Origin of the sequence: Thermobifida cellulosilytica TB100 (assembly GCF_001517975.1) — a bacterium.
GTDB lineage: Bacteria > Actinomycetota > Actinomycetes > Streptosporangiales > Streptosporangiaceae > Thermobifida > Thermobifida cellulosilytica.
The window spans coordinates 49,587-74,602 of record NZ_KQ950184.1 but is presented as its reverse complement, the minus strand read 5'-3'; the positions used below and the strand labels follow the sequence as shown (position 1 = coordinate 74,602).

Annotated in this window: 20 protein-coding genes and 2 tRNA genes; 3 read left to right on the top strand and 19 right to left on the bottom strand. The window is 71.7% G+C overall.

All coding sequences use genetic code 11. The annotated features are described in order from the left end of the window. From AC529_RS14895 to AC529_RS14830, 14 genes are all read right to left on the bottom strand, one after another. Window positions 1–1,334: glycosyltransferase family 2 protein (locus tag AC529_RS14895; RefSeq protein ID WP_157080227.1), on the bottom strand; the 1,334-nt coding region annotated here is incomplete at its 3' end. A gap of 175 nt (window positions 1,335–1,509) precedes the next feature. Then, entirely contained in the window at window positions 1,510–2,646 is a 1,137-nt protein-coding gene (proB, locus tag AC529_RS14890; protein ID WP_068757756.1) for a glutamate 5-kinase, read from the bottom strand. Between the two features lie 31 nt (window positions 2,647–2,677). Next, a complete protein-coding gene (obgE, locus tag AC529_RS14885; protein ID WP_068757754.1) occupies window positions 2,678–4,042 on the bottom strand; it encodes a GTPase ObgE in 1,365 nt (454 codons plus the stop codon). 96 nt (window positions 4,043–4,138) lie between these two features. After that, window positions 4,139–4,405: a 50S ribosomal protein L27 gene (gene rpmA / locus AC529_RS14880; RefSeq protein WP_068757752.1), complete on the bottom strand. Its 267-nt coding sequence runs from the start codon at window positions 4,403–4,405 to the stop codon at window positions 4,139–4,141. 15 nt (window positions 4,406–4,420) lie between these two features. Then, complete coding sequence (gene rplU / locus AC529_RS14875) at window positions 4,421–4,732, bottom strand: 50S ribosomal protein L21 (protein WP_068757749.1); 312 nt, start codon at window positions 4,730–4,732, stop codon at window positions 4,421–4,423. 228 nt (window positions 4,733–4,960) lie between these two features. After that, the gene (locus AC529_RS14870) at window positions 4,961–7,681 is read right to left on the bottom strand and encodes an Rne/Rng family ribonuclease (RefSeq protein ID WP_068757747.1); all 2,721 of its coding nucleotides are present in this window, start codon (window positions 7,679–7,681) and stop codon (window positions 4,961–4,963) included. Between the two features lie 115 nt (window positions 7,682–7,796). Beyond that, the gene (locus tag AC529_RS14865) at window positions 7,797–8,555 is read right to left on the bottom strand and encodes a TIGR03936 family radical SAM-associated protein (RefSeq protein WP_068758050.1); all 759 of its coding nucleotides are present in this window, start codon (window positions 8,553–8,555) and stop codon (window positions 7,797–7,799) included. 480 nt (window positions 8,556–9,035) lie between these two features. Further along, the gene (locus AC529_RS14860; protein WP_068757745.1) at window positions 9,036–10,970 is read right to left on the bottom strand and encodes a TIGR03960 family B12-binding radical SAM protein; all 1,935 of its coding nucleotides are present in this window, start codon (window positions 10,968–10,970) and stop codon (window positions 9,036–9,038) included. 119 nt (window positions 10,971–11,089) lie between these two features. Next, window positions 11,090–12,268, bottom strand: a complete 1,179-nt coding sequence (gene rodA / locus AC529_RS14855; RefSeq protein ID WP_068757743.1) for a rod shape-determining protein RodA — start codon at window positions 12,266–12,268, stop codon at window positions 11,090–11,092. Between the two features lie 15 nt (window positions 12,269–12,283). Beyond that, window positions 12,284–14,401, bottom strand: coding sequence for a penicillin-binding protein 2 (gene mrdA, locus AC529_RS14850; RefSeq protein ID WP_068757737.1), 2,118 nt, complete (start codon window positions 14,399–14,401; stop codon window positions 12,284–12,286). 111 nt (window positions 14,402–14,512) lie between these two features. Further along, on the bottom strand, window positions 14,513–15,547 hold the full coding sequence (gene mreB / locus AC529_RS14845) for a rod shape-determining protein (protein WP_068757735.1): 1,035 nt from the start codon (window positions 15,545–15,547) through the stop codon (window positions 14,513–14,515). A 249-nt stretch (window positions 15,548–15,796) separates the two neighbouring features. Next, complete coding sequence (gene ndk / locus AC529_RS14840; RefSeq protein WP_068757734.1) at window positions 15,797–16,204, bottom strand: nucleoside-diphosphate kinase; 408 nt, start codon at window positions 16,202–16,204, stop codon at window positions 15,797–15,799. Window positions 16,205–16,354: 150 nt separating this feature from the next. Then, a complete protein-coding gene (locus AC529_RS14835; RefSeq protein ID WP_068758048.1) occupies window positions 16,355–16,693 on the bottom strand; it encodes a DUF4233 domain-containing protein in 339 nt (112 codons plus the stop codon). A gap of 2 nt (window positions 16,694–16,695) precedes the next feature. Beyond that, complete coding sequence (locus AC529_RS14830) at window positions 16,696–18,042, bottom strand: bifunctional folylpolyglutamate synthase/dihydrofolate synthase (protein ID WP_232306758.1); 1,347 nt, start codon at window positions 18,040–18,042, stop codon at window positions 16,696–16,698. A gap of 267 nt (window positions 18,043–18,309) precedes the next feature. Between AC529_RS14830 and AC529_RS14825 the strand changes: the two genes are divergently transcribed. Beyond that, entirely contained in the window at window positions 18,310–18,849 is a 540-nt protein-coding gene (locus tag AC529_RS14825) for a PepSY domain-containing protein (protein ID WP_232306757.1), read from the top strand. Between the two features lie 53 nt (window positions 18,850–18,902). Here the strand turns inward: AC529_RS14825 and clpX are convergent, their stop codons facing one another. The 5 genes from clpX to AC529_RS14800 form a co-directional block, all read right to left on the bottom strand. Beyond that, window positions 18,903–20,177: an ATP-dependent Clp protease ATP-binding subunit ClpX gene (clpX, locus tag AC529_RS14820; RefSeq protein WP_068757728.1), complete on the bottom strand. Its 1,275-nt coding sequence runs from the start codon at window positions 20,175–20,177 to the stop codon at window positions 18,903–18,905. Window positions 20,178–20,661: 484 nt separating this feature from the next. After that, the gene (locus AC529_RS14815; protein ID WP_068757726.1) at window positions 20,662–21,330 is read right to left on the bottom strand and encodes an ATP-dependent Clp protease proteolytic subunit; all 669 of its coding nucleotides are present in this window, start codon (window positions 21,328–21,330) and stop codon (window positions 20,662–20,664) included. Window positions 21,331–21,383: 53 nt separating this feature from the next. Further along, window positions 21,384–21,953, bottom strand: a complete 570-nt coding sequence (locus AC529_RS14810; RefSeq protein ID WP_198156450.1) for a ClpP family protease — start codon at window positions 21,951–21,953, stop codon at window positions 21,384–21,386. A 260-nt stretch (window positions 21,954–22,213) separates the two neighbouring features. Then, entirely contained in the window at window positions 22,214–23,605 is a 1,392-nt protein-coding gene (gene tig / locus AC529_RS14805) for a trigger factor (protein ID WP_068757723.1), read from the bottom strand. A gap of 233 nt (window positions 23,606–23,838) precedes the next feature. Further along, window positions 23,839–23,913 (bottom strand) — tRNA-Pro (locus AC529_RS14800). A 108-nt stretch (window positions 23,914–24,021) separates the two neighbouring features. On the opposite strand from AC529_RS14800, the gene AC529_RS14795 reads away from it, so the two are divergent. Then, window positions 24,022–24,092: transfer RNA gene (locus AC529_RS14795), tRNA-Gly, on the top strand. 418 nt (window positions 24,093–24,510) lie between these two features. Then, complete coding sequence (locus tag AC529_RS14790) at window positions 24,511–25,014, top strand: adenylyltransferase/cytidyltransferase family protein (protein ID WP_068757721.1); 504 nt, start codon at window positions 24,511–24,513, stop codon at window positions 25,012–25,014. Window positions 25,015–25,016 lie beyond the last annotated feature (2 nt).

Sequence of the window (25,016 nt, the reverse complement as noted above, 5' to 3'; positions counted from 1 at the left end):
GCGAGGTGGTCGCCGCGGTGGACGAGCCGCCGCAGCGGGAAGCGCAGGGTCCGCAGCCCGAAGCGGCGGTCGGTGAGCTCCAGGCGGCCGCGTACCGGGGCGGTGGCCGGGACGCGTCCCAGCGGGTTGGCCACGCGCCCGGCCAGCCGCACCCGGCCGCCGCGGACCTCGTGGCCGGTCACCGCGTTGCGGGGGGCGAGCCTGCCCAGCGACCGGAGGTGGTGGCCGAGGTCGGTGACGTCGAGCAGTTCCCGGCCGAGCGGGTCGTCCAGGTAGTCGGCGGTGCAGTAGACGCGGCCCTCCCGCTCGACCATGGGCAGTGCCGTCTTGGACGGGTTGCGCAGCGCGTCCACGGCGGGCAGCAGCGCGTCCAGGTCGCCCCGGGCGAACAGGTAGGCGCAGACCGCCTGCAACGGCGCCAGTTGCCGGTAGGCCTCGGCGGGGAAGTCGGCGATGTAGCCGCCGGCCAGGGCGAGGAGGGCGCGCCGGTACTCCTCGTCGCGCAGCGGCAGGTCGCGCAGGTGCAGTTGCAGGTCGTGCTTGAGGAACTTGACGTCCTTGGCGAGCCGGATCCCGTCGAGCCCGCGCTCGGCCAGCAGCGCGTCGATCCTGCGGTGCATGGCCATGCGGTCGGCGAGGTTGCCGATCTCGTCGCGGCGCTGCGTGATGGACCGGGCCGCCGGGTCCTGGCGGACGTGCCAGCGGTAGACCGTGTTGGGGATGAGGGCGATGCGTCGGGCCGCGAGGTAGGCGCGCGCGGAGAAGAGCAGGTCCTCGTAGGCGACGCCGCCGGGGAAGCGCAGCCGGTGCTCGGTGAGGAAGGAGCGGCGGTAGCACTTGTTGGTGGCGAGGGTGTCCCAGACGAGCGGTTCGGGGTACTCGGTGATGCCGTCCAGCACCCGGGTGTTCCGGTAGATCCAGGGGTACCAGGGTTTCTCGCGGCGTCCGCGGCCGGTGGTGCGGACGCGGACGCACAGCCCGGAGACGAGGTCGGCGCCGCTGGTCTCGGCGGCCCGCACCATGTTGCGGCAGGCGTCGCGGTCCAGCTCGTCGTCGCTGTCGAGGAACATGACGTAGCGGCCCGCGGCGCGGGCGACGCCGTGGTTGCGGGGCCGGCCGCAGCCGCCGCTGTTGCGCGGCAGCCGGAAGGCCCGGACCCGGCCGGGGTGGCGCTCCGCCAGTTGCCGAGCCACCGTGTAGCTGCGGTCGGTGCTGTGGTCGTCGACGATCACGGCCTCGACGCCGTGCAGCGTCTGCTCCAGCACGGACCGCACCGCGGTGGGCAGCCGGTCCTGGTCGTTGTAGACGATGACCACCACGCTGACATCGACCATGGGCACCCCCGTCCGTCCTGCGCAGCCTGCCGTTCCCCGCGGCCCGTCTGTCGAGGCGCGGGTACAGGCAGCCTATGGAAGGAGGCGGAAAGCCCCGCCAGGACAACCGAAAGAATTCACCAAAGGTGCACTTCGGACAGCGGGCTGCCCGCTTGCGGGCGGCTGCGGCGGGACGCTAGAGCACCACCAGGTCGTCGCGGTGCACGATCTCCCTGCTGTACTCGGAGCCCAGCTCCCGGGCCAGCCACCGGGTGGACCGGCCCATGAGCTCGGGGATCTCGGAGGCGTCGTAGTTGACCAGGCCGCGGGCGACGATGGTGCCGTCCTCGGCGCGCAGGTCCACCGGGTCGCCCGCGCTGAAGTCGCCCTCCACCTTGACCACTCCGGCGGGCAGCAGGGACGCCTTCCGCACGGTCACCGCCCGCACCGCCCCCGGGTCCAGGACGACGCTGCCGCGTCCGGCGGTGGCGTGGGCCAGCCAGAGCTGGCGGCTGGAGGGGCGGCGGCGCTCGGCGGGGACGAAGAAGGTGCCGACCTCCTCGCCGTCCAGCGCGGCGCGCGCGTTGGCCGCCGAGGTCAGCACGGTGGCCACCCCCGCCTCGGTGGCGATGCGCGCGGACTCGACCTTGGTGACCATGCCGCCGGTGCCCACCCCGCGCCGGTTGGTGCTGCCGAGGTCCACCCCCGCCAGGTCCTCGGGGGAGTCGACCCGGCTGATGCGGCTGCTGGTGGGCAGGGACGGGTCGCCGTCGTAGAGGGCGTCGACGTCGGTCAGCAGCACCAGCACGTCCGCGCGGAGCAGGTGGGCGACGAGGGCGGCGAGCCGGTCGTTGTCGCCGAAGCGGATCTCGTGGGTGGCGACCGTGTCGTTCTCGTTGACGATCGGCACCGCGCCGATCTCCAGCAGGCGGCTCATGGCGCGCTGGGCGTTGCGGTACTGGGCGCGGCGCATCAGGTCGTCGGCGGTCAGCAGGATCTGCGCGGCGGTCAGCGAGTGCCGGGCGAACTCGGCGGTGTAGCGGGCCAGCAGCAGCCCCTGGCCGATGCTGGCCGCGGCCTGCTGGGTGGCCAGGTCGCGGGGGCGGCGGGTGAGGCCCAGCGGGGCCATTCCGGCGGCGACGGCTCCGGAGGAGACGAGCACCACTTCGGTTCCGGCGGCGCGGCGTGCCGCCAGCACGTCGGCGAGGTCGCGGATGCGGTCGTGGTCGATGCCTCCCTCCGGGGTGGTGAGGGAGGACGATCCCACCTTGACCACCACTCGCCGGGCCTGGGAGATCGCCGAACGCGTCTGGCCGACGCCTTGGCTGCCCACGTCATCTGTCCTTTCGGTTCGCGGTAGGGGTTCAGCCCAGTCGGGAGTCGGTGCCGCGCGGTCCCAGGACGGTCCGTTCGGCACTGATGGTGGGGTCCCAGTCGAAGACCACCGCGTCGTCCTCGTCGCCGATGTGGACCTCGGCGCCGTCGGTGGCTCCCGCCTGGGCCAGGGCCTCCTCGATGCCCAGGCGGTTGAGCCGGTCGGCGAGGTAGCCGACGGCCTCGTCGTTGCTGAAGTCGGTCTGGCGGACCCAGCGTGCGGGCTTGTCGCCCAGCACCCGGAAGACGTTGTCGCCGATCCGGACCACCTGGAAGGGGGTCTCGCCGATCTCGCGCGGGCGCAGCACCAGGCGGGTGGGCTCCTCGACGGGCCGGGCGGCGCGGGCCGCGGCCACCTGCTCGCCGAGCGCGTAGGACAGCTCCCGCAGGCCCTCGCGGGTGGCCGCGGAGATGTGCAGCACCCGGTAGCCCCGCTCGGTGAGCATGGGTTCGACGAGTTCGGCGAGTTCGCGGGCCTCGGGCACGTCGACCTTGTTCAGCGCCACGATGCGCGGGCGGTCGGACAGGTCGACGCCGGTGCGCTCGCCGTAGACGGCCAGTTCCTGCTCGAGGACCTCCAGGTCGGTGACGGGGTCGCGGCCCGGCTCGTAGGTGGCGCAGTCCAGGACGTGCAGCAGGGTGGAGCAGCGCTCCACGTGGCGCAGGAACTCCAGGCCCAGCCCTTTGCCCTCGCTGGCGCCGGGGATGAGGCCGGGCACGTCGGCGATCACGTACTGGGTCTGTCCGGCCTCGACCACGCCGAGGTTGGGCACGAGCGTGGTGAACGGGTAGTCGGCGATCTTGGGCCGGGCCGCCGACAGCGCCGCGATCAGCGAGGACTTGCCCGCACTGGGGAAGCCGACCAGGCCGACGTCGGCGATGGTCTTGAGCTCCAGACGGACGTCGATCTGCTCGCCGGGTTCGCCCTTGAGCGCGAATCCGGGGGCCTTGCGGCGGGGGGAGGCGAGGGCGGCGTTGCCGAGCCCGCCCTGGCCGCCGCGGGCGATGACCAGCCGGGTGCCGGCCCCGACCAGGTCGGCGATGACCTCGCCGTCCAGGGTGGTCACCACGGTTCCGTCGGGGACCGGCAGGACCAGGTCGGCCCCGTTGGCCCCGGACCGGTGCCCGCCCTGGCCGGGGGTGCCGTTGCCCGCCCTGCGGTGCGGTCGGCGCTGGTAGTCCAGCAGGGTGGCGGTGTTGCGGTCCACCTCCAGGATGACGTCGCCGCCCCGGCCGCCGTTGCCTCCGTCGGGGCCGCCCAGCGGCTTGAACTTCTCGCGGTGGACGGAGGCACAGCCGTGCCCGCCGTCTCCGGCCTTGATGTGCAAGACCGCTTCGTCGACGAAATCGGACATGTCGCTGGCTCCTCGGTGCCGCTGGGTGGTGGAACGCACGGGAGGCGGGCCAGTGGCACTGGCCCGCCTCCCGCTGCTGTTGCGCCGTTCCCGGGCCTACTCGCTGGCGGCCGGGGTCGGGATGATGCTCACGGCCTTGCGACCGCGCACGTTTCCGAATTTGACCGTGCCCGCGACCAGCGCGAACAGGGTGTCGTCGCCGCCCCGGCCGACGTTGTCACCGGGGTGGAAGCGGGTGCCGCGCTGACGGACGAGGATCTCGCCGGCGTTGACGACCTGTCCACCGAAGCGCTTGACACCGAGCCGCTTGGCGTTGGAGTCGCGTCCGTTACGGCTGGACGACGCGCCCTTCTTGTGTGCCATCTCGCGCTCCTCCCGCTACTTCGCGGCGATGCCGGTGACGCGGACCTGGGTGTACTTCTGACGGTGGCCCAGGCGCCTCTTGTAACCGGTCTTGTTCTTGTACTTCAGGATGTTGATCTTGGGGCCCGTGGTCTCGCCGAGGACCTCGGCGGTGACCTGGTAGCCGCCCAGCTCGGCAGCGTCGCTGATGACCTTGCCGTTGTCGACGACAAGCAGCGGCTGCAGGTTGAGCGTGGCACCGGCCTCTTCGGCCACCCTGTCGATGGTCAAGACGTCATCGACGGAGACCTTCTCCTGTCGGCCGCCCGCTCGCACGATCGCGTACACCGGGAAACTCACTTCCTGCTCGCTTCAGAAAAGAATGCGCTCAAAATCGACCGCAGTCGTCAACCCGCTCACTGCCCGGAGGCGGTGGCGTGGGATTCGAAAGGAGGTCTCGGGCGCGCGAACATGTGGGGCGCGCCGACGCACCAGAGATCAGCCTACCACCAGCCCACAGCGGGTTGCGCACGGCGCGGTCGCCGCCGGGCGGGCGGACCCGCCCGGCGGACCGGGTCATCCGGCCTCGGCCACCGCCGTCTCGGGGACGGCCACGCTCGCCTTGCGCCGGGTCCGGCGGCGCCTGGGCCGCTCGGTCACGGTCTCGGCGACCTGGTCCCCGTCCGCCTCGCCCTGCGGGGCGGAGTCCGCCGCGGCGGCGGGCTCCTCGGTGCTCGGCTCGGCGGGGGCCGACTCCTCCTGCGGTTCCGACGGCGGCCCCGCGGCGCGCTTGGCCTTGCGCGAGGTCCGGCTCGCCGTGGTCTCCTCCGCGGCGGGCTCCGCGGCCGGGGCCTCGGCGGGTTCGGCCTGCGGAGCGGCCTCGACCTCCGGCGCCGGCTGCGACTTCTCCGCGGCGGCCTTGTCCGCGCCGTTGCCGTTCTTGTTCTTCTTCTTGCGCCCGGACCTGCTCTCAACGAGGTCGTTGTGCAGGATCAGGCCGCGGCCGTTGCAGTGCTCGCAGGTGTGCGAGAACGCCTCCAGCAGGCCCTGGCCGACCCGCTTGCGGGTCATCTGCACCAGCCCCAGCGAGGTGACCTCGGCGACCTGGTGCTTGGTGCGGTCCCGGGACAGGCACTCCAGCATGCGCCGCAGCACCAGGTCCCGGTTGCTCTCCAGCACCATGTCGATGAAGTCGATGACGATGATGCCGCCGATGTCGCGCAGCCGCAGTTGCCGCACGATCTCCTCGGCCGCCTCCAGGTTGTTCTTGGTGACCGTCTCCTCGAGGTTGCCGCCCTGACCGGTGAACTTGCCGGTGTTGACGTCGATGACGGTCATCGCCTCGGTGCGGTCGATGATCAGGGAGCCGCCGCTGGGCAGCCACACCTTGCGCTCCAGCGCCTTGGCGATCTGCTCGTCGATCCGGTACGCCTCGAAGATGTCGCGGTCCTCGGTCCAGTGCGAGAGCCGGTCGGCCAGGTGCGGAGCGACGTGGTCGACGTACTCGCGGATGGTCTCCCAGGCGTCGTCGCCGGAGACGACGAGGCTGGAGAAGTCCTCGTTGAAGATGTCGCGGACCACGCGGATGGTGAGGTCGGGCTCGCTGTTGAGCAGCGCGGGAGCGGTGGCCGACTTCGCCTTGCGCTTGATGGACTCCCACTGCTTGGCCAGGCGCGAGATGTCGCGCTCCAGCTCCTCCTCGCTGGCCCCCTCCGCCGCGGTGCGCACGATCACGCCGGCCCCGGTGGGCATGACCTTCTTGAGGATCTGCTTGAGGCGGGCCCGCTCCTTGTCGGGGAGCTTGCGGCTGATCCCGGTCATGGAGCCGTCGGGCACGTAGACCAGGTAGCGGCCGGGAAGGCTGATCTGGCTGGTCAGGCGGGCGCCCTTGTGGCCGAGCGGGTCCTTGGTGACCTGGACCAGGACGGACTGCCCGGACTTGAGCACCGACTCGATCCGGCGGGGCTGCCCCTCCAGCCCGGTGGCGTCCCAGTTGACCTCGCCCGCGTACAGCACGGCGTTGCGGCCCTTGCCGATGTCGACGAAGGCGGCCTCCATCGAGGGCAGGACGTTCTGCACGCGGCCCAGGTAGACGTTGCCGACGTAGGACTTGTGGTCGGCGCGGTCGACGTAGTGCTCGACGAGCACGTTGTCCTCGAGCACGGCGATCTGGGTGCGCTCGCCGATGCGGCGGACCACCAGGTCGCGCTTGACGGACTCGCGGCGGGCCAGGAACTCCGACTCGGTGATGACCGGGGGACGCCGACGCCCCTGCTCGCGCCCCTCGCGGCGGCGCTGCCGCTTGGCCTCCAGCCGGGTGGAGCCGCGGACCGCCTGCACCTCGTCCTCGATGGGCCGCTCGGTGCGCTCGGTACGGGCGGGGCGCACCCGCACCACCGTGTTGGGCGGGTCGTCGGGCTCGGGCTCGGTCACCACCTCGGCCCCCGAACGGCGGCGGCGCCGCCGACGGCGGCGGCTGGTGCCGGTGGTCGTGGCGGCCGCGGCCTCCCCGGTCTCCTCCGCGGCGGTTTCGGCCTGCTCACCGCCGGTCTCGGACTTCTCCGCGGCGGGCTCGGCGGCGCCCTCCGCGTCCTCGGTCGTGTCGGTCTCGGCGGCGGCCTCGCTCTCCTCGCCGCTGCGGGCCCGCGCCCGGCGGCCGCCCCGGCGCCGACGGCGCCGGGTGGTGGACCGCTCCTCCCCGACCTCTTCGGGGAGGTCGACGTCGCCCTCCTCGACGTCCTCCAGTTCGGCGTCGGTGTCGTCCGGGTGGACGGACTCCACGACCGGGGGCTGGAAGAGCACCACGGGCGGCTGGAAGGTGACGGTGGTCAGGGCCGCGGGCTCCGCGGGCGGCGCGGCCTGCTCCGCCGCGGCGTCGGCCCCGCTCTCCTCGGCAGCCCCGGTCCCCTCCTCGTCGGCGGAGGCGGTGTCCCCGGCCGCCGCGGACCTGCGGGTCCGGATGCGGGTCCGGGTACGGGTGGTCCTGCGGGTGCGCCGCTTGGTCTCCTCCTCCGCCGCGTCCTCGGCCGCCGCCTCCGGCTCCTGCGGGACCGGATCGGCGGTCACCAGTTCCACGGAGGTGGCGGCCACGGTCGTGGGCGCCGTCACCGGGATCGGATCGGGGTCGGGCGGAGGTCCGGCGGGCCTGCTCGCGGCGCGGCCCCGGCGCACCGGCTGGGCCAGGCGCACGGTTCCGGACATGCCTACCGCGGTCGAACCGTTCGACCGTGTGATCGTCTCTGTTTCAGTTGTCCCCTCGGTGCCGCCGGCACCGTTGCTGGGCTCGTTTTCGAGCATCCGGGCGGTCTCCCGTCAAGTTCTCGGGCGCGGCCCGCACGAGGTGCCCGGCCGCGGCGCGCAAGAACTGTCGTTGTCAATAATCCGCACCGGCGTCGCTGCGGCGCGACGTCGGTCAAAGTCCTTGAGGTGCGCTCACGTTCCCCGATCCGGATCGCGCCTCGGCGGATCCGGCGTGTGCGCTGACGACGGCGGCGCCTGCCCCGGAGGCCGCGTCGTCCGCGGCGAGCGGGTCCGCGATGGTTCCGGCGTCCTCGTCGAGCGGCCCCTGCGCCAGCCGGGTCATCCTCGTCGATGACTGCGGCGCGAGGCCCGCGATCTGACGGAGGCCGGTCACCACGTCGTCGGGTCGTACGGCAGGGATGGTGTGCCGCACGATCAAGCGAAGTATGGCATATGTCTCTTGTTGTTCCGTTGCGGCGCGCCTGTCGACGTCCAGCAGGAAGACGGCCGAACGCGCGTCGAAGCGGCGGCGTCCCTTCTTGGTGACCCGCTCCACCTCGACCTGCTCGGCCGCGAGGAACGCGGCCACGGCTGCCGCGGCGTCGTCGGGGGCGACGCCCGGAAGTTCGATTCGCCACTCCGACGCCTCCAGGCGGTCTGCCAGACCGCCCACCGCCGGGACCACCTCGAGGACGTCGATGCCCTGGGGCAGCGCGTCGTCGAGTCGCTGGCGCAACTCCTCGGGGTCCATCGGCTCGGCCAGAGTGATTTCGCAGTACTCCGCCTCACTCGCCACTCCCGTCGGGGCCGCGCCCGTGTAGGAGATCTTGGGGTGAGGCGAGAACCCCGCCGAGAAGGCCACGGGTACCCGCGCCCGGCGCAGCGCGCGTTCCAGCACACGGGCGATGTCGCGATGGCTCGCGAATCTCATCCGGTGGCGTTTGGTGTACCGCACGCACATCCGCTGGGTCGGGTTTCCGTTGGAGAGCGAATCGGCGCCCTCAAGTGCGGGGGGCAGCTCTGCTCCTTTCCTCGGACTCCCGCACGGACCGGCACGGCGCTCCGTGCCCTCCCGCGGGAGAGTTCGTCTTCTTTCCAGCCTACGGGGCGTATCGGCGCTTCCGCGCCACCGCCCTCATCGAGGTACAACCCCTCGCCGGACACGTGTGTTCCGGCACAGTCAAAGCTCTTCCCACTGGGACCGGGGTTGAAAAGCACGACCTCAGCGGGCGGCTGCCGCCGGACGCGGCCGGACGCCGCCGCGGGGCGGCGTGCGGGCCCCGGAAAAAATCCCGGTTCCCCTGCCAACCAACCCCGGATCCAGCACGTCCAAGTACGTGTACGGCCCGGCGCGAGCGGGGTGCCGGGCCGTACCCTCCCGGCAGAGCCCTCCCGCGCGGACCGGCCGTCCTCAGACCACGCTCAGCGGCAGCATTCTGCGTCCCGCCACGTCGTGGGTCTGGATCCTGGTCCCCATGCTCGGGCAGACACCGCAGTCGTAGCAGGGGCTCCACCGGCAGTCCTCGACCTCCACCGCCTCCTCGCCGTGCAGGGCGTCCTGCCAGTCCTGCCAGAGCCACTCGCGGTCCAGCCCGGCGTCCAGGTGGTCCCAGGGCAGCACCTCGTCGGCGCTGCGCTCGCGCACCGTGTACCAGTCCAGGTCCACCGGCTCGTCGGCGAGGACCTCCTCGACGGCCTTGACCCAGCGCTCGTAGGAGAAGTACTCGCTCCAGCCGTCGAAGCGGCCGCCCTCGCGCCACACCCGCTCCACGACCCGGCCCAGCCGCCGGTCGCCCCGGGAGAGCAGCCCTTCGATGATGGAGGGGCGCCCCTCGTGGTAGCGCAGCCCGATCGACTTGCCGTACTCGCGGTCGGAGCGGAGCGCGTCCTTCAGTTTGCGCAGCCGGGCGTCGACGATCTCGTGCGGGGTCTGCCCCGCCCACTGGAAGGGGGTGTGCGGCTTGGGCACGAACCCGCCGATGGACACCGTGCAGCGGATGTCGCGGCGTCCGGTGGCCTTGCGTCCGGCCCGGATGACCTCGCGGGCCAGGTCGGCGATGGCCAGGACGTCGGCGTCCTCCTCGGTGGGCAGGCCGCACATGAAGTACAGCTTGACCTGGCGCCAGCCCGCGGCGTAGGCCGCGGTGACGGTGCGGATCAGGTCGGCCTCGGTGACCATCTTGTTGATGACCCGGCGCATCCGCTCGCTGCCGCCCTCGGGCGCGAAGGTGAGGCCGGAGCGGCGGCCGTTGCGGGTGAGCTCGTTGGCCAGGTCGATGTTGAAGGCGTCCACCCGGGTGGAGGGCAGGGACAGGCCGGTGTGGGTGCCCTCGTAGCGGTCGGCGAGGTTCTTGGTGATGGCGCCGATCTGGCTGTGGTCGGCGCTGGACAGCGAGAGCAGACCGACCTCCTGGAACCCGGAGGAGTCCACCCCCTGCTCGACCATCCGGGCGATGGCCTGCTCGCTGCGCTCGCGTACCGGACGGGTGATCATCCCGGCCTGGCAGAAGCGGCAGCCGCGGGTGCACCCGCGGAAGATCTCCACGCTGTAGCGCTCGTGGACGGACTCGGCGATCGGGACGATCGGGTTCTTGGGGTAGGGCCACTTGTCGAGGTCCATGACGGTGTGCTTGTGCACCCGCCACGGCACCCCCTCCCGGTTGGGCGTGTACCGCTCGATCCGGCCGTCCGGCAGGTAGGTGACGTCGTAGAACCGGGGCACGTACACCCCGCCGGTGGCGGCCAGACGGGTCAGCAGCGCGTCGCGTCCGCCCGGGGAGCCCTCGCGGCGGAACTCGCGGACGATCTCGGTGATCGCCAGCGCGATCTCCTCGCCGTCGCCGAGGACGACGGCGTCGAGGAAGTCGGCGATGGGCTCGGGGTTGAACGCGGCGTGCCCGCCGGCCAGCACGATCGGGTGCTCGTCGGTGCGGTCCTCGGAGTGCAGCGGGATGCCCGCCAGGTCCAGCGCGGTGAGCAGGTTGGTGTAGCCCATCTCGCTGGCGAAGCTGACCCCCAGCAGGTCGAAGGCGGCCAGCGGCCGGTGCGCGTCCACGGTGAAGTGCGGCACCCCGTGCTCGCGCATGAGCTTCTCCAGGTCCGGCCAGACCGCGTAGGCGCGTTCGGCGAGCACGCCCTCGCGCTCGTTGAGGATCTCGTAGAGGATCTGGATGCCCTGGTTGGGCACGCCCACCTCGTAGGCGTCGGGGTACATCAGCGCCCAGCGCACCTCGGTGGCGTCCCAGTCCTTGACGACGGAGTTCAGCTCACCCCCCACGTACTGGATCGGCTTCTGCACGTGCGGCAGCAGCGCTTCCAACTGCGGGAAGACAGATTCGACAGTCATCGGGAAAAGGGCCTCACGTTCGCGGTCGCTGAGCAGCGGACAGGCGACGGCACCTGCTTCCTGCCAGGATAGGCGCCTTTCGCCGAAGCCTGGGAATCGTCACAGCGGCGCCGCCCCGGTCACTCCGCCCTCCGGGTGCGCGCGTGGACCGCCAGGACCAGGCCGACCGCGGCGAGGTTGGCGACGGCGGCGCTGCCCCCGTAGGACACGAACGGCAGCGGCAGCCCGGTGACCGGGGTGACCCCCAGGGTCATGCCGATGTTGACGAACCCCTGGAAGCAGAACCAGGCCGCCACCCCGGCGCAGACCAGACGCTCGTAGGGCTGGTCGCAGTGGGCGGCGATGCGCAGGATGCGCAGCAGCACCACTCCCAGCAGCACGACGACCGCGCAGCCCCCGACGAAGCCGAGCTCCTCGGCCGCGACGGTGAAGATGAAGTCGGTGTGCTGCTCCGGCACGAACTTGCCGCCGGTCTGCGCGCCCCGGAACGGTCCGGAGCCGATCAGGCCGCCCGAGCCGACCGCGATGATCGCCTGGTTGACGTTGTAGCCGGCGCCCAGCGGGTCGGCCTCCGGGTCGAGGAACGAGGCGAAGCGCGCCACCTGGTAGTCCTTGAGCAGGCCCAGCCACCACACCGCGAGCACGCCCAGTACCCCGCAGCCGATCAGGGCCAGCACCCAGCGCGGCGAGGCGCCGGAGAGGGCGAGCATCGCCAGGTAGACCGCGCCCAGCACGAGCGCGCTGCCCAGGTCCGGCTGCATCATGACCAGGCCGACCAGCACCGCCAGGGCCCCCAGGCTGAGCAGCACGTCCCGGCGGTCGGGCGCGCGCGTGCCGTCGCGGGGGCCGCCCAGCAGCGCGGCGACGGACAGGATCAGCGCGATCTTGGCGATCTCGGCGGGCTGGACCTGGACCTCGCCGATCGCGATCCAGGACCGGGAGCCGTTGACGACCCGGCCCAGCGGGGTGAGCACCAGGACCAGCGCGACGGTGGCGACCGCGAAGAGCACCGGGACGTAGGCGCGCAGCAGCCGGTGGTCCACCGTGGCCACGGCGACGCAGACCAGCAGGGCGGCCAGCAGGTGGCCCAGGTGCCGCCAGGCGTACCCGGTGGGCAGCGGCGGGCCGCCGGGCTGGAGGGTCGCCGACCACACCATCAGGGTGCCCAGCACCCCGAGGGCCAGCACCGCCCCCAGCAGCACCCGGTCGAGGCGGCGGGGCAGGAACCGGGCGATGCGCTGCCGCAGGCGCGGCAGCGGGGCGGACGGTGACGTGAGTCGTTCGACGCGGAGCGACATGCGGGGCCTTCCGGATCACTTGTCGAGCGGGCGGACGGTTCCGTCCGGGCGGACCGTGGGGAGCTGGGCGGGCAGCACGCCGCCGGGCAGCGCGGGGCGGGTCCCGGAGAGCCCGTAGATGCCCTCGTAGATCTCGCGGGCCACGGGCGCCGCCGTGGTGCCGCCGGAACCGCCCTGGGAGATCACCACCACCACGGCGAACCGGGGGTCGTCGGCGGGCGCGTAGGAGGCGAACCAGGCGGTGTCGTGCCGTCCGATCCCGGACGCGGTCCCGGTCTTGCCCGCCACGGGGATCCGGTCCTGGGGGAAGCCGTGGAACGCGGCGGCGGCGGTGCCGCTCCTGGTCACCTCCGCCAGGGCGGCGCGCAGGTAGGTCAGCGTCTCGTCGGAGACGGGCAGGCGGCCCGCCACGACCGGTTCGATCCGGGTGGCGCCGGAGCCGTCGGCCTCCAGCAGCGCCCGGCCCACGCGCGGCTGGTACAGGGTGCCCCCGTTGGCGATCGCCGCATAGGCGTTGGCCACCTGAAGCGGGGTGACCAGCAGGTCGCCCTGTCCGATGGAGAGGTTCATGGCGTCGCCGGCCCGCCACACGTACCCCTCGGCGCAGTGCTCGGCGGCGATCCCGGTGAGTTCGGCGGCGCGCTTCGGGTCCTCCTCGGCCACCTCGGGGTAGCCCTTCTCGGCCCGGCGGCAGGACACGGCGCGGGTGCGTTCCCAGTAGTCGCGCTTCCAGTGCCGGTCGGGCACCCGTCCGACCGCCTCGTTGGGCAGGTCGACACCGGTGGGCTCGCCGAACCCGAAGGCCCGTGCGGTGCGGGGCAGAGTGTCCTTGGGGCGGGGCACCGGGTCGGCCCCGCCGTCGGCGCGCCACATCCGGTGCGCGAGGTCGAAGAAGACGGTGTTGCAGGAGACCACGAGGGCCCGGCGCAGGTCGATGGTGCCGTGCCCGGCGCCTCCGGCGTTGCTGAAGGCGCGGCCGCCGACGCGCAGGGACCCGGGGCACTGGTAGCGGCCGTCCAGGCGCGCCCCCTCGGCCACCGCGGCGGCCAGCGAGACGACCTTGAAGGTGGAGGCGGGCGGGAGCTGCCCCTGGATCACGCGCGAGATCAGCGGGCTGTCCTCGTGCTTTCCCAACAGCCGGTTGTAGGTGGCCTGGTCGATCCCGTTGTTCCACACCGCGGGGTCGTAGCTGGGCAGGCTGGCCATGGCGACCACGGCGCCGGTGCGCACGTCGAGCACCACCCCGGCCGCGGAGTCGGCCGGATGTCCGGAGCCCCTGGCCCGTTCGATGCCCCGGGCCAGCGCCTTCTCGACGATGCGCTGCACGTCGGCGTCGATGTTGGTGACCAGGTGCGCGCCGGGGCGGGGCGGGGTGTCGCGCACCGTGTCGGTGACCTCGCCCCGGCTGTCCACGGCCAGGACCCGCCGTCCCGCCTCGCCGCGCAACTGCTTGTCGTAGGCGAGTTCCAGGCCGTCGCGCCCCACCGGGAGCGCTCCTTCGTAGCGGATGTGGACGTGCGGGTTCTCCCCGGCGCGCCGCTCCTCCTCGGTGGCCGGTTGGAGGTAGCCCACCAGTGTCGCGGCGGCCGCCCCGAGCGGGTGGTCGCGCACGGTGGTCTGCTCCGCGACGATGCCGGGGAACTCGTCGGGGTGCTCCAGGAGCCGCCGTCCCGCCTGGGGGTCGACCCCCTCGAGCAGGGGGACCGGCCGCTGGGAGGCGTCGACCCAGCAGGGGTGGTCCGGTTCGGGGTCGCACTGCCGGACGCGGTCGTGCAACTGCTCGAACGGCACGTCCACGGTCTCGGCCAGGCGTCGCAGGACGGCTTCTCCCCCGTCGGCCTGGGCGGCCAGGACGTGGGGCTCGGCCGCGATCACCAGTTCGGTCCGGTTGCGCACCAGGGGGCGCCCGGTGACGTCCAGGATCTGTCCGCGTTCGGCGGGGGTGACCACCACCCGGATGCGGTTGCCCTCGGCCAGCGCCCGGTAGTGCTCCCCCATCGACACCTGGAGGTACCACAGCCTGCCCACGAGGACCGCCAGCAGGCACACGACCAGCACCTGGGCGATCAGCACCGGTCCGCGTCCCGTGGCGGGACGGGGTCGGAGCCCGGGCGTCCGCACCGGGTTGTCCATCGGTCTCTCCCTCTTCCTGACGCACCGTGCCGCTGGCCGCGGCGGAGTCGTTTGCGGGGGGAGCGGGCGGGGGCCGGGCGGTCAGGGCGCGAGCGGTGTCACGGCGCACGGTCAGCGCCGCCGTTCGGCGACCAGGACCCGGTTGAGCTGGTCGTCGTTCTCCACGCAGGCGCCCGTGCCCAGCACCACGGAGTCGAGTGCGTTCTCGGCGACGTGGACGGGCATGCCGGTCTCGTGGCGCAGCCGCTCGTCCAGGCCGCGCAGCAGCGCGCCGCCGCCGGTGAGGACGATGCCGCGGTCCATGATGTCGCCCGCCAGCTCCGGGGGGCAGCGGTCCAGGGTGGTGCGCACGGCGTCGACGACGGCGCAGAGGGGCTCCTCGACGGCCTCCCGCACCTGGGCGGCCGGCAGGACCACGGTCCGGGGCAGGCCGCTGACCAGGTCCCGGCCGCGCACCTCGGCGTGCGTCTCCTCGTCCTCGGTGGGATGGACCGACGCGACGGCCTTCTTCAGCTCCTCGGCGGTGCGCTCCCCGATCATCAGGGAGTGCTCCTTCTTGACGGCGGCGATGATGGCCGCGTCGAACTCGTCCCCGCCGACGCGGATGGACTGGGAGACGACGATGCCCCCCATGGAGATGATGGCCACCTCGGTGGTGCCGCCGCCGATGTCCACGATCATGGTGCCGGTGGGCTCGTGCACGGGCAGCCCGACGCCGATCGCCGCGGCGATGGGCTCCTCGATGATGGTGACGCTGCGCGCCCCGGCCTGGAATCCGGCCTCCTTGACCGCGCGGTGCTCCACCGGGGTGATGCCGCTGGGGACGGCCACGACCAGGCGCGGTTTGATGAAGGGGCGTCGGCGGTGGGTCGTGCGGATGAAGTGCCGCAGCATCCGCTCGGTGGTCTCGAAGTCGGCGATGACGCCGTCCTTGAGCGGGCGTACGGCGGTGACGCCGACGGGGGTGCGGCCGATCATCTGCTTGGCCTCGGTGCCGACCGCGAGGACGCGGCCGGTGGAGGAGTCGAGGGCCACCACGGAGGGCTCGTTCAGGACGATGCCCTGCCCACGCAGGTAGACGAGGGTGTTGGCGGTGCCCAGGTCGACCGCCATGTCACGGCCGAGAAAAGCGGGTCTGGTGATCATGTGCGGGATCCTCAGCGGCGTCGGACGGCATACGGCTGTCGGACGGGCACGACACGGTCGCGGGTACCGCGGTGCGTTCCATGCCCCCGTCGCCGACAAGGGTAACTCTCCGAGTTCGCGTAGTTACGCAAACGCGCCGCTTTGCCGCAGGATGCCGCAGACACGACCGTGGCCGGACGGAACGTTCCGTCCGGCCACGGTGGGACATCCCTGCGCCGGGGCGTCGGCGGGTCCGGGACTCCCGCGGGCTCAGGCCAGGTTGGGGAAGAAGAGCTTGATCTCGCGGTCGGCCGAGTAGGTGGAGTCCGAACCGTGCACGATGTTGGCCTGCACGTCCAGGCCGTAGTCGCCGCGGATGGTGCCCGGGGCGGCGATGATCGGGTCGGTGGCCCCGGCCAGGGAGCGGAACGCCTCGACCGCGCGGTTGCCCTCCACGACCATGGCCACCAGCGGGCCGCTGGTGATGAACTCGACCAGCGAGGAGAAGAACGGCTTGTCGGTGTGCTCCTCGTAGTGGGTCCTGGCGGTCTCCTCGTCCAGGGTGCGCAGTTCGAGGGCGACGATCTTGAGCCCCTTGCGCTCGATGCGGGAGATGACGTCGCCGATGATGTTGCGACGCACGCCGTCGGGCTTGATCAGGACAAGGGTGCGCTCCACGGTTCTCTTCTCCTCGACGGTTCGTTCACTGTGCACGGTGCACCGGTCCGGAACCGCCGCCTGCCGCGGCGTTCCGCGTCCGGTGGTGGGTACCCTACCGGTTCGGCCGCCGCACTCCCGCGTCTCCGCCCGGACGCTCCCGGCACCGGGTCAGGCTTCTCCCGCGTCCCGGGAGGCGGCCTGCATCGCCTCGACCCGCCGCCCCAGCACCACGCCGGCGATCCACAGGCCGACGAAGACGATGCCCAGGTAGGCCAGGCCCGGCACCACCAGGCCGCTGGCGAGGAACGCCGCCTGTAGCACACACGCCGCATAGAAGCCCCAGGTGAAGCGTTGCAGTGCGGCCAGGACCAGCGCGGCCAGGGCGAGTCCGCCCCAGACCGCTCCGGCCAGGCCGGGCGTGTGGCCGCCGAGCTGGATGGCGACGGGGACGGCCAGTCCCAGCACCACCGCTTCAAAGGCCAGGACAACGGCGCAGACGGTCCGCACGGTCACTCCTTCTTCATCAGGTGGGCGGCGTCCCCGGCGGTGACCACCGAACCGGTCACCAGCACTCCGGCCCCGCCGAACTCCGCGTCCCGCTCGGCCAGGGTGACCGCCAGCTCGATGGCGTCGTCGAGCCGGGCGGCCAGGTGGACGCGGTCGGGGCCGAAGACGTCCTCGGCGATCTCGCGGAGCTGTTCCGGCGGCAGCGCGCGCGGCGAGGAGTTGGCGGTGACCACGATCTCGTCGAGCAGTGGTTCCAGCGGCTCCAGGATGCCCTCGGCGTCCTTGTCCGCCAGGATCGCGACGACGCCGACCAGCCGGTCGAAGGTGAACGCCTCGCGCACCGCGTCCGCGGTCACGGTCATGCCCGCCGGGTTGTGGGCGGCGTCGACGAGGACGGTGGGGCTGGTCCGCATGATCTCCAGCCGTCCGGGCGAGGAGGTCTTGGCCAGGGCGGCGCGCACCAGTTCGGGGTCGAGCCCCTCCTCGCCCTCGGTGGGGGCGGCGAACGCCTCCACCGCGGCCACGGCCACGGCGGCGTTGGACGCCTGGTGGGTGCCGAACAGCGGCAGGAAGATCCCGTCGTAGCCCGCGTGCAGTCCCTTGAGCGCGATCTGCTGTCCGCCGACGGCCAGATCGCGGTGGACGACGCCGAACTCCATCCCCTCCCGCGCCACCTGGGCGCCCACCTCGGAGGCGCGGCGCAGCAGCGTGCGGGCGGCGGGCAGGGTCTGCTGGGCGAGCACCGCGACACTGCCGGGCTTGATGATGCCCGCCTTCTCCTCGGCGATGCCCTCGACCGTGTCGGCCAGGTAGTCGGTGTGGTCGACGGCGATGGGGGTGACGACGGCCACGTCGGCCTCGACCACGTTGGTGGCGTCCCAGGCGCCGCCCATGCCCACCTCGACCACGGCCACGTCCACGGGCGCGTCGGCGAACGCCGCGTACGCCATGACGGTGAGCACCTCGAAGAACGACATGGGCACGTCGCTCTGCTCGTCCACCATCCGTATGTACGGCAGCACGTCGGCGTAGAGGTCCGCGAAGGCCTGTTCCGAGACGGGCTCGCCGTCGATGACGATGCGCTCGCGCATGCTCTTCAGGTGGGGGCTGGTGTAGCGCCCCACCCGCAACTGCCGTTCCCTGAGCAGGCTGTCGATCATCCGCGCGGTGGAGGTCTTGCCGTTGGTCCCGGTCACGTGGATGACCCGGTAGTTGGCCTGGGGGTTGCCGAGCAGGTCCATGGCCGCTCGCATGCGGTCCAGTGTGGGGTGGATGATCGACTCGCCCGCGCGCGCGAGGATCTCCTGCTGCGCCTCCTGGTACTGCGGATGCACGTGTCCCCTGTTCACAGCGTTGGTTTCTCCGGCGACTTGCGCCTTCAGCCTACCCCCGCGGGAATCGCACTCCTGTGCCGCCCGAGCCGTCGGCGCAGGTCACCGACGGCAGGCCGGGTGGGCGCTGCGGCGGGGACCGCGAGGCTTTGCCGTTCTTTTCCCTGTCCAGCGCCTTGCGACCGGCCGGGGGGACAGTGGTGGTGAGGAACCATCCGCTGACGAGGGGAGATCGGTATGCGCCGCGGAAGGACCACCGGTCCGGGGCGTCTCGGGGCGGCGGGAGTGCTGACAGCAGTGCTCGTCGCGGCGGCGGGCTGCGGCGGCGACGCCACACCGGGGAAGGGCGGCGACGACCCGCGCCCCACCGGGGCTCTCCAACAGGAGCAGGAGGAGGGCGTGCCCCCCACGCCGCAGGCTCCGGCGGGGGGCGTCGACCTGCTGGGCGCGCGCGACGCGGCGCTGCGGGAGTATCCCGGGAGCGTGGTCTACAGCGTCGAGCTGGAGGAGGACGACCGCCAGTGGAAGGTGGAGCTCGTCCACGAGGGCACCGCCCGCGAGCTGGGCGTCGAGACGGACAGCGGCAAGGTCTCCGAGCTGCGGGGCGAGCGGCCTGACGGCCCGGACGCGGACCTGTCCGGGCTGCCCGCCGACAGTCTCGACACCGCGGTCAGGACCGCTCTGGAGGAGACCGGAGGCAGCCGTGCCACCGACGCCACGGTGGACGTGGAGAACGGCCAGCGGGTCTGGGAGGTCGAGGTCGACGACAGGCAGACGGTCGACGTCGACCCGCTGACCGGGAAGGTGGTGACGCCCGGTTACTGACCGGCCGCCCGTCGGCGGGTGCGCGGTCCGGCCGCGCTCCTGCCGACGCCGTCTCAGGCGCTCTTCTCCTCGGGCTCCGGCGGCAGCGCGGTGCGCGGCACGATCGTCGGGTAGACGTGTTCGAGAACCGCCTCGCGGGTGATGATCACCTGCGCGACGTCCTCGCGGCTCGGCACCTCGTACATCACCGAGAGCAGCACCTCCTCGATGATGGCGCGCAGCCCGCGGGCGCCGGTGCCGCGGATGATCGCCTGCTCGGCGATGGCGTCGAGCGCGTCGGGAGTGAACTCCAGCTCCACGTTGTCCAGCTCGAACAGCCGCTGGTACTGCTTGACCAGGGCGTTGCGCGGCTCGGTGAGGATGCGGATGAGCGCCTCCCGGTCGAGGTTGTGCACGCTGGTGATCACCGGGAGCCGTCCCACGAACTCCGGGATCATGCCGAACTTCAGCAGGTCCTCGGGCATGACCTCGCGGAACAGGTCGGTGCTCTCCATCTCCTTCTTGGAGCGCAGCACCGCGTTGAAGCCCATGCCCTGCTTGCCGGTGCGGGCCTCGATGATCTTCTCCAGGCCGGAGAACGCCCCGCCGCAGATGAACAGCACGTTGGTGGTGTCGATCTGGATGAACTCCTGGTGCGGGTGCTTGCGGCCCCCCCTGCGGGGGACGCTGGCGGTGGTGCCCTCGAGGATCTTCAGCAGCGCCTGCTGCACGCCCTCACCGGAGACGTCGCGGGTGATGGACGGGTTCTCGCTCTTGCGCGCGACCTTGTCGACCTCGTCGATGTAGATGATGCCGGTCTCGGCCTTCTTGACGTCGTAGTCGGCGGCCTGGATGAGCTTGAGGAGGATGTTCTCGACGTCCTCGCCCACGTACCCGGCCTCGGTGAGGGCGGTGGCGTCGGCGATGGCGAAGGGGACGTTGAGGATCTTGGCCAGGGTCTGGGCCAGCAGGGTCTTGCCCGAGCCGGTGGGACCGAGCAGCAGGATGTTGGACTTGGCGATCTCGACGTCCTCGTCGCGGGGCCGCTCCCCCTCGGAGCGCACCCGCTTGTAGTGGTTGTAGACCGCCACGGACAGGGCCTTCTTGGCCTGTTCCTGGCCGATGACGTAGGAGTCGAGGAATTCGTAAATCTCCCGAGGTTTGGGAAGACTGTCCCATTTCAGCTCGGTCGCATCCGCGAATTCTTCCTCGATGATCTCGTTGCAGAGGTCGATGCATTCATCGCAGATATACACACCGGGACCCGCGATGAGCTTCTTCACCTGCTTCTGGCTCTTGCCGCAGAACGAGCACTTCAGCAGGTCTCCACCGTCGCCGATGCGTGCCACCCAGCCACTCCTTAAAACGTCGGCCGTCCCGCCACACGCCTCCCCCCGCTGCCGCGGGGTCCGGACGCCTCCGGGTGCCCGGCGCGATCCGCGGGAGGGCGGGGCGATCCCGGCTCACCGGACGACCACCGATTTCCAGGATATGCCTTCCGCGCGGAGCCATTAACGGGACAGTCTGTGCGTCGTTCCTGTCGAGCCTAAGCGAAGAAGCGGACTGGCTTCACCCCCCGGCTCCGCTTCCCCTCCCGGTGCCGGGGGGCGGCGGGCTTCCTCGCGTGTTCGGCCCCTGTGGTGCAGTCGGCCTCGGTCCGCCGCACGCCCGCGGGACGCCCCGGCCCGCCCCGACGCCGACCGGGTGGCTCCGTCTGCGGGGCGCCGAGCGCCGTCCGGACCGGGACCGGGCGGGGAAGGAGGCCGGCTTCGCCGCCCGCGGCGTCCGGTCGGGTCCGACCGGCCCCTTCGTGTCGCTCCCGGGTGGCCGGTCCTACTTCGCCGACGCCTTGCGGTAGGGCAGCACGTCGTCGACGATGCCGTACTCTTTGGCCTCCTCGGCGGTGAGGATCTTGTCCCGCTCGATGTCGCGGGAGATCTCCTCGACGCTGCGGCCGGTGTGCCGCGCGAGGGTGACCTCCAACTGGTTGCGGATCCGCATGATCTCGTTGGCCATGATCTCCACGTCGCTGGCCTGACCGTGCGTTCCCTCGGTGGCGGGCTGGTGGATCAGGATCCGCGAGTTGGGCAGCGCCGTGCGCTTGCCCTTGGTGCCGCCGGCGAGCAGGACGGCGGCGGCGGAGGCGGCCTGACCGACGCAGACGGTCTGGATGTCGGGGCGCACGAACTGCATCGTGTCGTAGATCGCCATCAGCGAGGTGAAGGAGCCGCCGGGCGAGTTGATGTACAGCGTGATGTCGCGGTCGCTGTCGATGTGCTCCAGCGTCATCATCTGGGCGATGATGTCGTTGGCCGACGTGTCGTCGATCTGCACCCCCACGAAGATGATCCGCTCCTCGAAGAGCTTGTTGTAGGGGTTCATCTCCTTGATGCCGTACGTCGTGCGCTCGACGTAGGAGGGGAGGACGTAGCGGCTCTGCGGAGCCGCCGGAGCCATCCCACCGCCGTAGCGGTAGTAGGGGCTGAGATTGAAGTCGCTCATTTCCTGGCCTTCCACACTGCGCCGGTCCAAAGGGCTGTTGGGGCGGGGGGCGTTCAGGAGCGCCCACCCGTGACGTCGGGGGTGTTCGTCAGCACCTCGTCGATGAAGCCGTACTCGAGCGCCTCCTGGGCCGTGAACCACCGGTCCCGGTCGGCGTCCTTCTCGATCTGCTCGATGGGCTGACCGGTGTGCAGCGAGATGCGCTCCAGGAACATCCTCTTCACGTAGAGCAGTTGGTCAGCCAGGATGCGAATGTCGGAGGCGGTACCCCCGATGCCGCCCGACGGCTGGTGCATCATGATCCGGGTGTGCGGCAGCGCGTAGCGCTTGCCCCGGGTGCCGGCGCACAGCAGCATCTGGCCCATGGAGGCGGCCAGGCCCATGGCGACAGTGCGGACGTCGTTGGGGATGTACTGCATGACGTCGTAGATCGCCATGCCCGCGGTGACCGAGCCACCGGGCGAGTTGATGTACAGCGTGATGTCCCGGTGCCGGTCCTCGGCGGACAGCAGCAGCAGCTCACCGACGATGCGGTTGGCGATCTCGTCGTCGACCTGCTGGCCGAGGAAGACGATGCGCTGCCTGAGGAGGCGCTGCGACGTCTGGTCGAACATCGGCTGCATGGGAGCTTCGGCAGCACGGGCTTCGGTTCGCATGAACTCATTATGGGTCGGCGGCACTCTCGTCACCTGCTCCGCGAGATCGAAACGGTTACGACGCTTGCGACACTAACGCCGTTCCCCGACCTGCTCGCACCAGTTCACCGTCCTGTTCGCTGTCAGCGCAGGTGCTGTGCTCAGCGACCAGGGAGTTTCGCGGCAGGCGAAAAGCAACGGGCCCCGCGTTCGGGAACGCGGGGCCCGTGCGGAGCGGTCCGTGCCGGCTACTCCTCGCTCTTGTCGGCCTCGTCCGCCTCGGCCTCCTCCGCACCGGAGGCGACCGTGACGGTCTCGGTCTGGGGAGCCGGGGCGGGCGGCGGCTCGACGGTGTTGCCGGACTCGTCGGTGATCTTGGCCTTGGACACCACCAGGTCCAGCGCCTTGGCGCGGAGGACCTCGACGTAGACCAGCGGGAGCTGGTTGGCCTGCATCAGGCTCTGGAAGAACTGGTCCGGCGAGATGCCCATGAGCTGGGCCTGCTCGACGATGTACTGGGTCAGCTCCTCGTTGCCCGCGGCCAGCTTCTCCTGGGTGGCGAGCTGGTCGAGGACGAAGCCGGTCTTGACGGCCTTGGCGGCGCTCGCGGCGAGCTCGGCCTCGAACTCCTCCTCGGTCTGCCCCTGGGCCTTCAGGTAGGCGTCCTTGCTCAGCCCGCTCTGGCTGAGCTGCCGCTCCAGGGCCTGGCGGCGGCGGTCGGCCTCCTGGTCGACCACGCTCTGGGGCAGCGGGATGTCCATGGAGTCGACGAGCTTGTCGAGGACGCGGTCGCGGGCCTGGGCGAGCTGCTGGCGGCGGAGCACCTCGCCGAGCCGCTCGGCCTCGCTGGCGCGCAGCTCCTCGATGGTGTCGAACTCGCTGGCCATCTGGGCGAACTCGTCGTCCAGCTCGGGCAGCTCCTTGACCTTGACGCTGTGCACGGTGACCGTGACGTCGGCGTCGCGGCCCTCGTACTCGCCGCCCACCAGCTTGGTGGCGAAGGTCGCGGACTCGCCGGCCCGCAGGCCGGTGATCGCGTCGTCGAGGCCCTCCAGCATGGTGTTGGTGCCGACCTCGTAGGAGATCCCGTTGGCCTGGACGTCCTCGAGCTTCTCGCCGTCGACCGCGGCGGACAGGTCGATGGAGACGTGGTCGCCGACCTCCGCGGGCCGGTCGACGCCGGTGAGCGTGGCGAAGCGCTGGCGCAGCGCGTCGAGCCGCGCGTCGACGCGCTCGTCGGTGGGCTCGGCGTCGTCGACGGTGACCTCGATGCCCTCGTAGTCGGTGACCTCGAACTTGGGCCGGACGTCCACCTCGGCGGTGAAGGTCAGCTCCTGGCCGTCCTCCAGCTTGGTGATCTCCACCTCGGGCTGGCCGAGGGCGAAGACCTCCTCCTTCTGCACGGCCTCGTTGTAGAGCTCGGGGACCGCGTGGTTGACCGCCTCGGTGAGCACCGCTCCACGGCCGACGTAGCGGTCGATCAGCCGCGCCGGGGCCTTCCCGGGCCGGAAGCCCTTGATCCGGACCTGCTTGGCGAGCGACTTGTAGGTCACGTCGAAGGCGTGGTCGAGTTCCTCGAAGGGAACCTCGATGGTCAGCTTGACCCGGGTCGGGCTCAGCTCCTCGACATCGGTCTTCACGGGGCGGTACTCCTAGGTTTCCGGCGGTGACGCCCGGCGCTCGGCACGGCACCCGGCGCACCGCGGCAGGGCGGTGGTCGACCGGCGCCGACCGGCGGACGTCCAGAGACTGCTGTGATCTCCAGGATCTTCAGCGTGGTCCTGCGGTCTGCGATCACGCTCAGTCTAGGGCAGACACGAAGGGGACGACGGTTTGCCGGTACGGGGAGTCCAGCGGGCCGTCGACCGTCTCGTCGGGGAGGCGGGATTCGAACCCGCGGCCTCATGCTCCCAAAGCATGCGCGCTAACCAAGCTGCGCCACTCCCCGTGGACCACGCGGGTTCGCGGCACAGTGCACGACCCGCATCGCGGAGGCGGTAATCTTGTCTCCGTCGGCTCCACGAGTCTAGAGGAAACTCGGCGGATGCCGCGCCATGCGGGTGTAGTTCAATGGTAGAACTCCAGCCTTCCAAGCTGGCCGTGCGGGTTCGATTCCCGTCACCCGCTCTGCTGTCGAAAGGCCAGGTCAGAGGCGGTCTTCCGCCCGGCCTGGCCTTCGGCTTGCCCAGCCGGTGACACCCGCGGCGGCCCCGGAGCGGTCCGGGCCCACCGACTCCGCCGCCCCCTGTTTCGACCGGTTCGCCCCGCCCCATCCCCTCCTGTCCGTCACGGCACCACCCCACCGCTATCGGTGTGTTCTACGTCACTTTTTGACGGGTCAGACCTCTTCGCGGGACGGTCCGGCTCCCCCGCCCGGCACCGCCCGCTCCTCCCGGGCACGCGGCCCGCCGCCGGGCCGACCGCGCGGGCGGCGCACGGCGGGGCGGGGGTATCGTCAGGTCAGAACCGCACACAGCGCCCGACCGGAGTTCTCGGGCGCCCCTCGGCGCGCGGTCGTGCGCCAGGGCTTCTCGATGGGTGGAAGATGACGGGAACCGATCCGACGCGGGAGGCCGCGCCCTCGCTGACGCTGGACTGGGTCTCCCGGCCGGCCAGCACGGAGCGCCCGGCGGTCGTCACCGGGGCTTTCGACATCCTGCACGTGGGGCACGTCCGCTACCTCAGGAGCGTGCGCGCCCGGGGCTTCCCCCTCGTCGTCGGCGTGGAGTCGGACGAACGGGTCCGCGCCTGGAAGGGGCCGGAACGGCCGGTCAACCCCGCCGAGGAGCGGGCCGAGGTCCTCGCCGCCCTGGCCTGCGTGGACGGGGTGTTCATCATCTCCGGGCCGCCCAGCGCCGTCAGTTGGCAGCACTACGCCGAGCTGCTCTCCCCGCTGCGCCCCGCGGCGCTGGCCTACACCGAGGGCGACCCCTACGCCGAGGCCAAGCGGCAGGGCGCCGCGCAACTGGGTGCGCAGGCCTGGGAGCTGCCGCTGACCCTGGGCCGCTCCACCACGGCGACCCTGGGACAGCTTGCCCGCTCCCTGTAGCC

Bases quoted from the DNA above. Each gene is read 5' to 3' on its own strand.
- obgE (WP_068757754.1), bottom strand. From the start codon at position 4,042: ATGTCCGATTTCGTCGACGAAGCGGTCTTGCACATCAAGGCCGGAGAC.
- rpmA (WP_068757752.1), bottom strand. From the start codon at position 4,405: ATGGCACACAAGAAGGGCGCGTCGTCCAGCCGTAACGGACGCGACTCC.
- AC529_RS14870 (WP_068757747.1), bottom strand. From the start codon at position 7,681: ATGCTCGAAAACGAGCCCAGCAACGGTGCCGGCGGCACCGAGGGGACA.
- AC529_RS14865 (WP_068758050.1), bottom strand. From the start codon at position 8,555: ATGAGATTCGCGAGCCATCGCGACATCGCCCGTGTGCTGGAACGCGCG.
- AC529_RS14860 (WP_068757745.1), bottom strand. From the start codon at position 10,970: ATGACTGTCGAATCTGTCTTCCCGCAGTTGGAAGCGCTGCTGCCGCAC.
- rodA (WP_068757743.1), bottom strand. From the start codon at position 12,268: ATGTCGCTCCGCGTCGAACGACTCACGTCACCGTCCGCCCCGCTGCCG.
- mrdA (WP_068757737.1), bottom strand. From the start codon at position 14,401: ATGGACAACCCGGTGCGGACGCCCGGGCTCCGACCCCGTCCCGCCACG.
- mreB (WP_068757735.1), bottom strand. From the start codon at position 15,547: ATGATCACCAGACCCGCTTTTCTCGGCCGTGACATGGCGGTCGACCTG.
- AC529_RS14815 (WP_068757726.1), bottom strand. From the start codon at position 21,330: ATGAGCGACTTCAATCTCAGCCCCTACTACCGCTACGGCGGTGGGATG.
- AC529_RS14810 (WP_198156450.1), bottom strand. From the start codon at position 21,953: ATGCAGCCGATGTTCGACCAGACGTCGCAGCGCCTCCTCAGGCAGCGC.
- AC529_RS14790 (WP_068757721.1), top strand. From the start codon at position 24,511: ATGACGGGAACCGATCCGACGCGGGAGGCCGCGCCCTCGCTGACGCTG.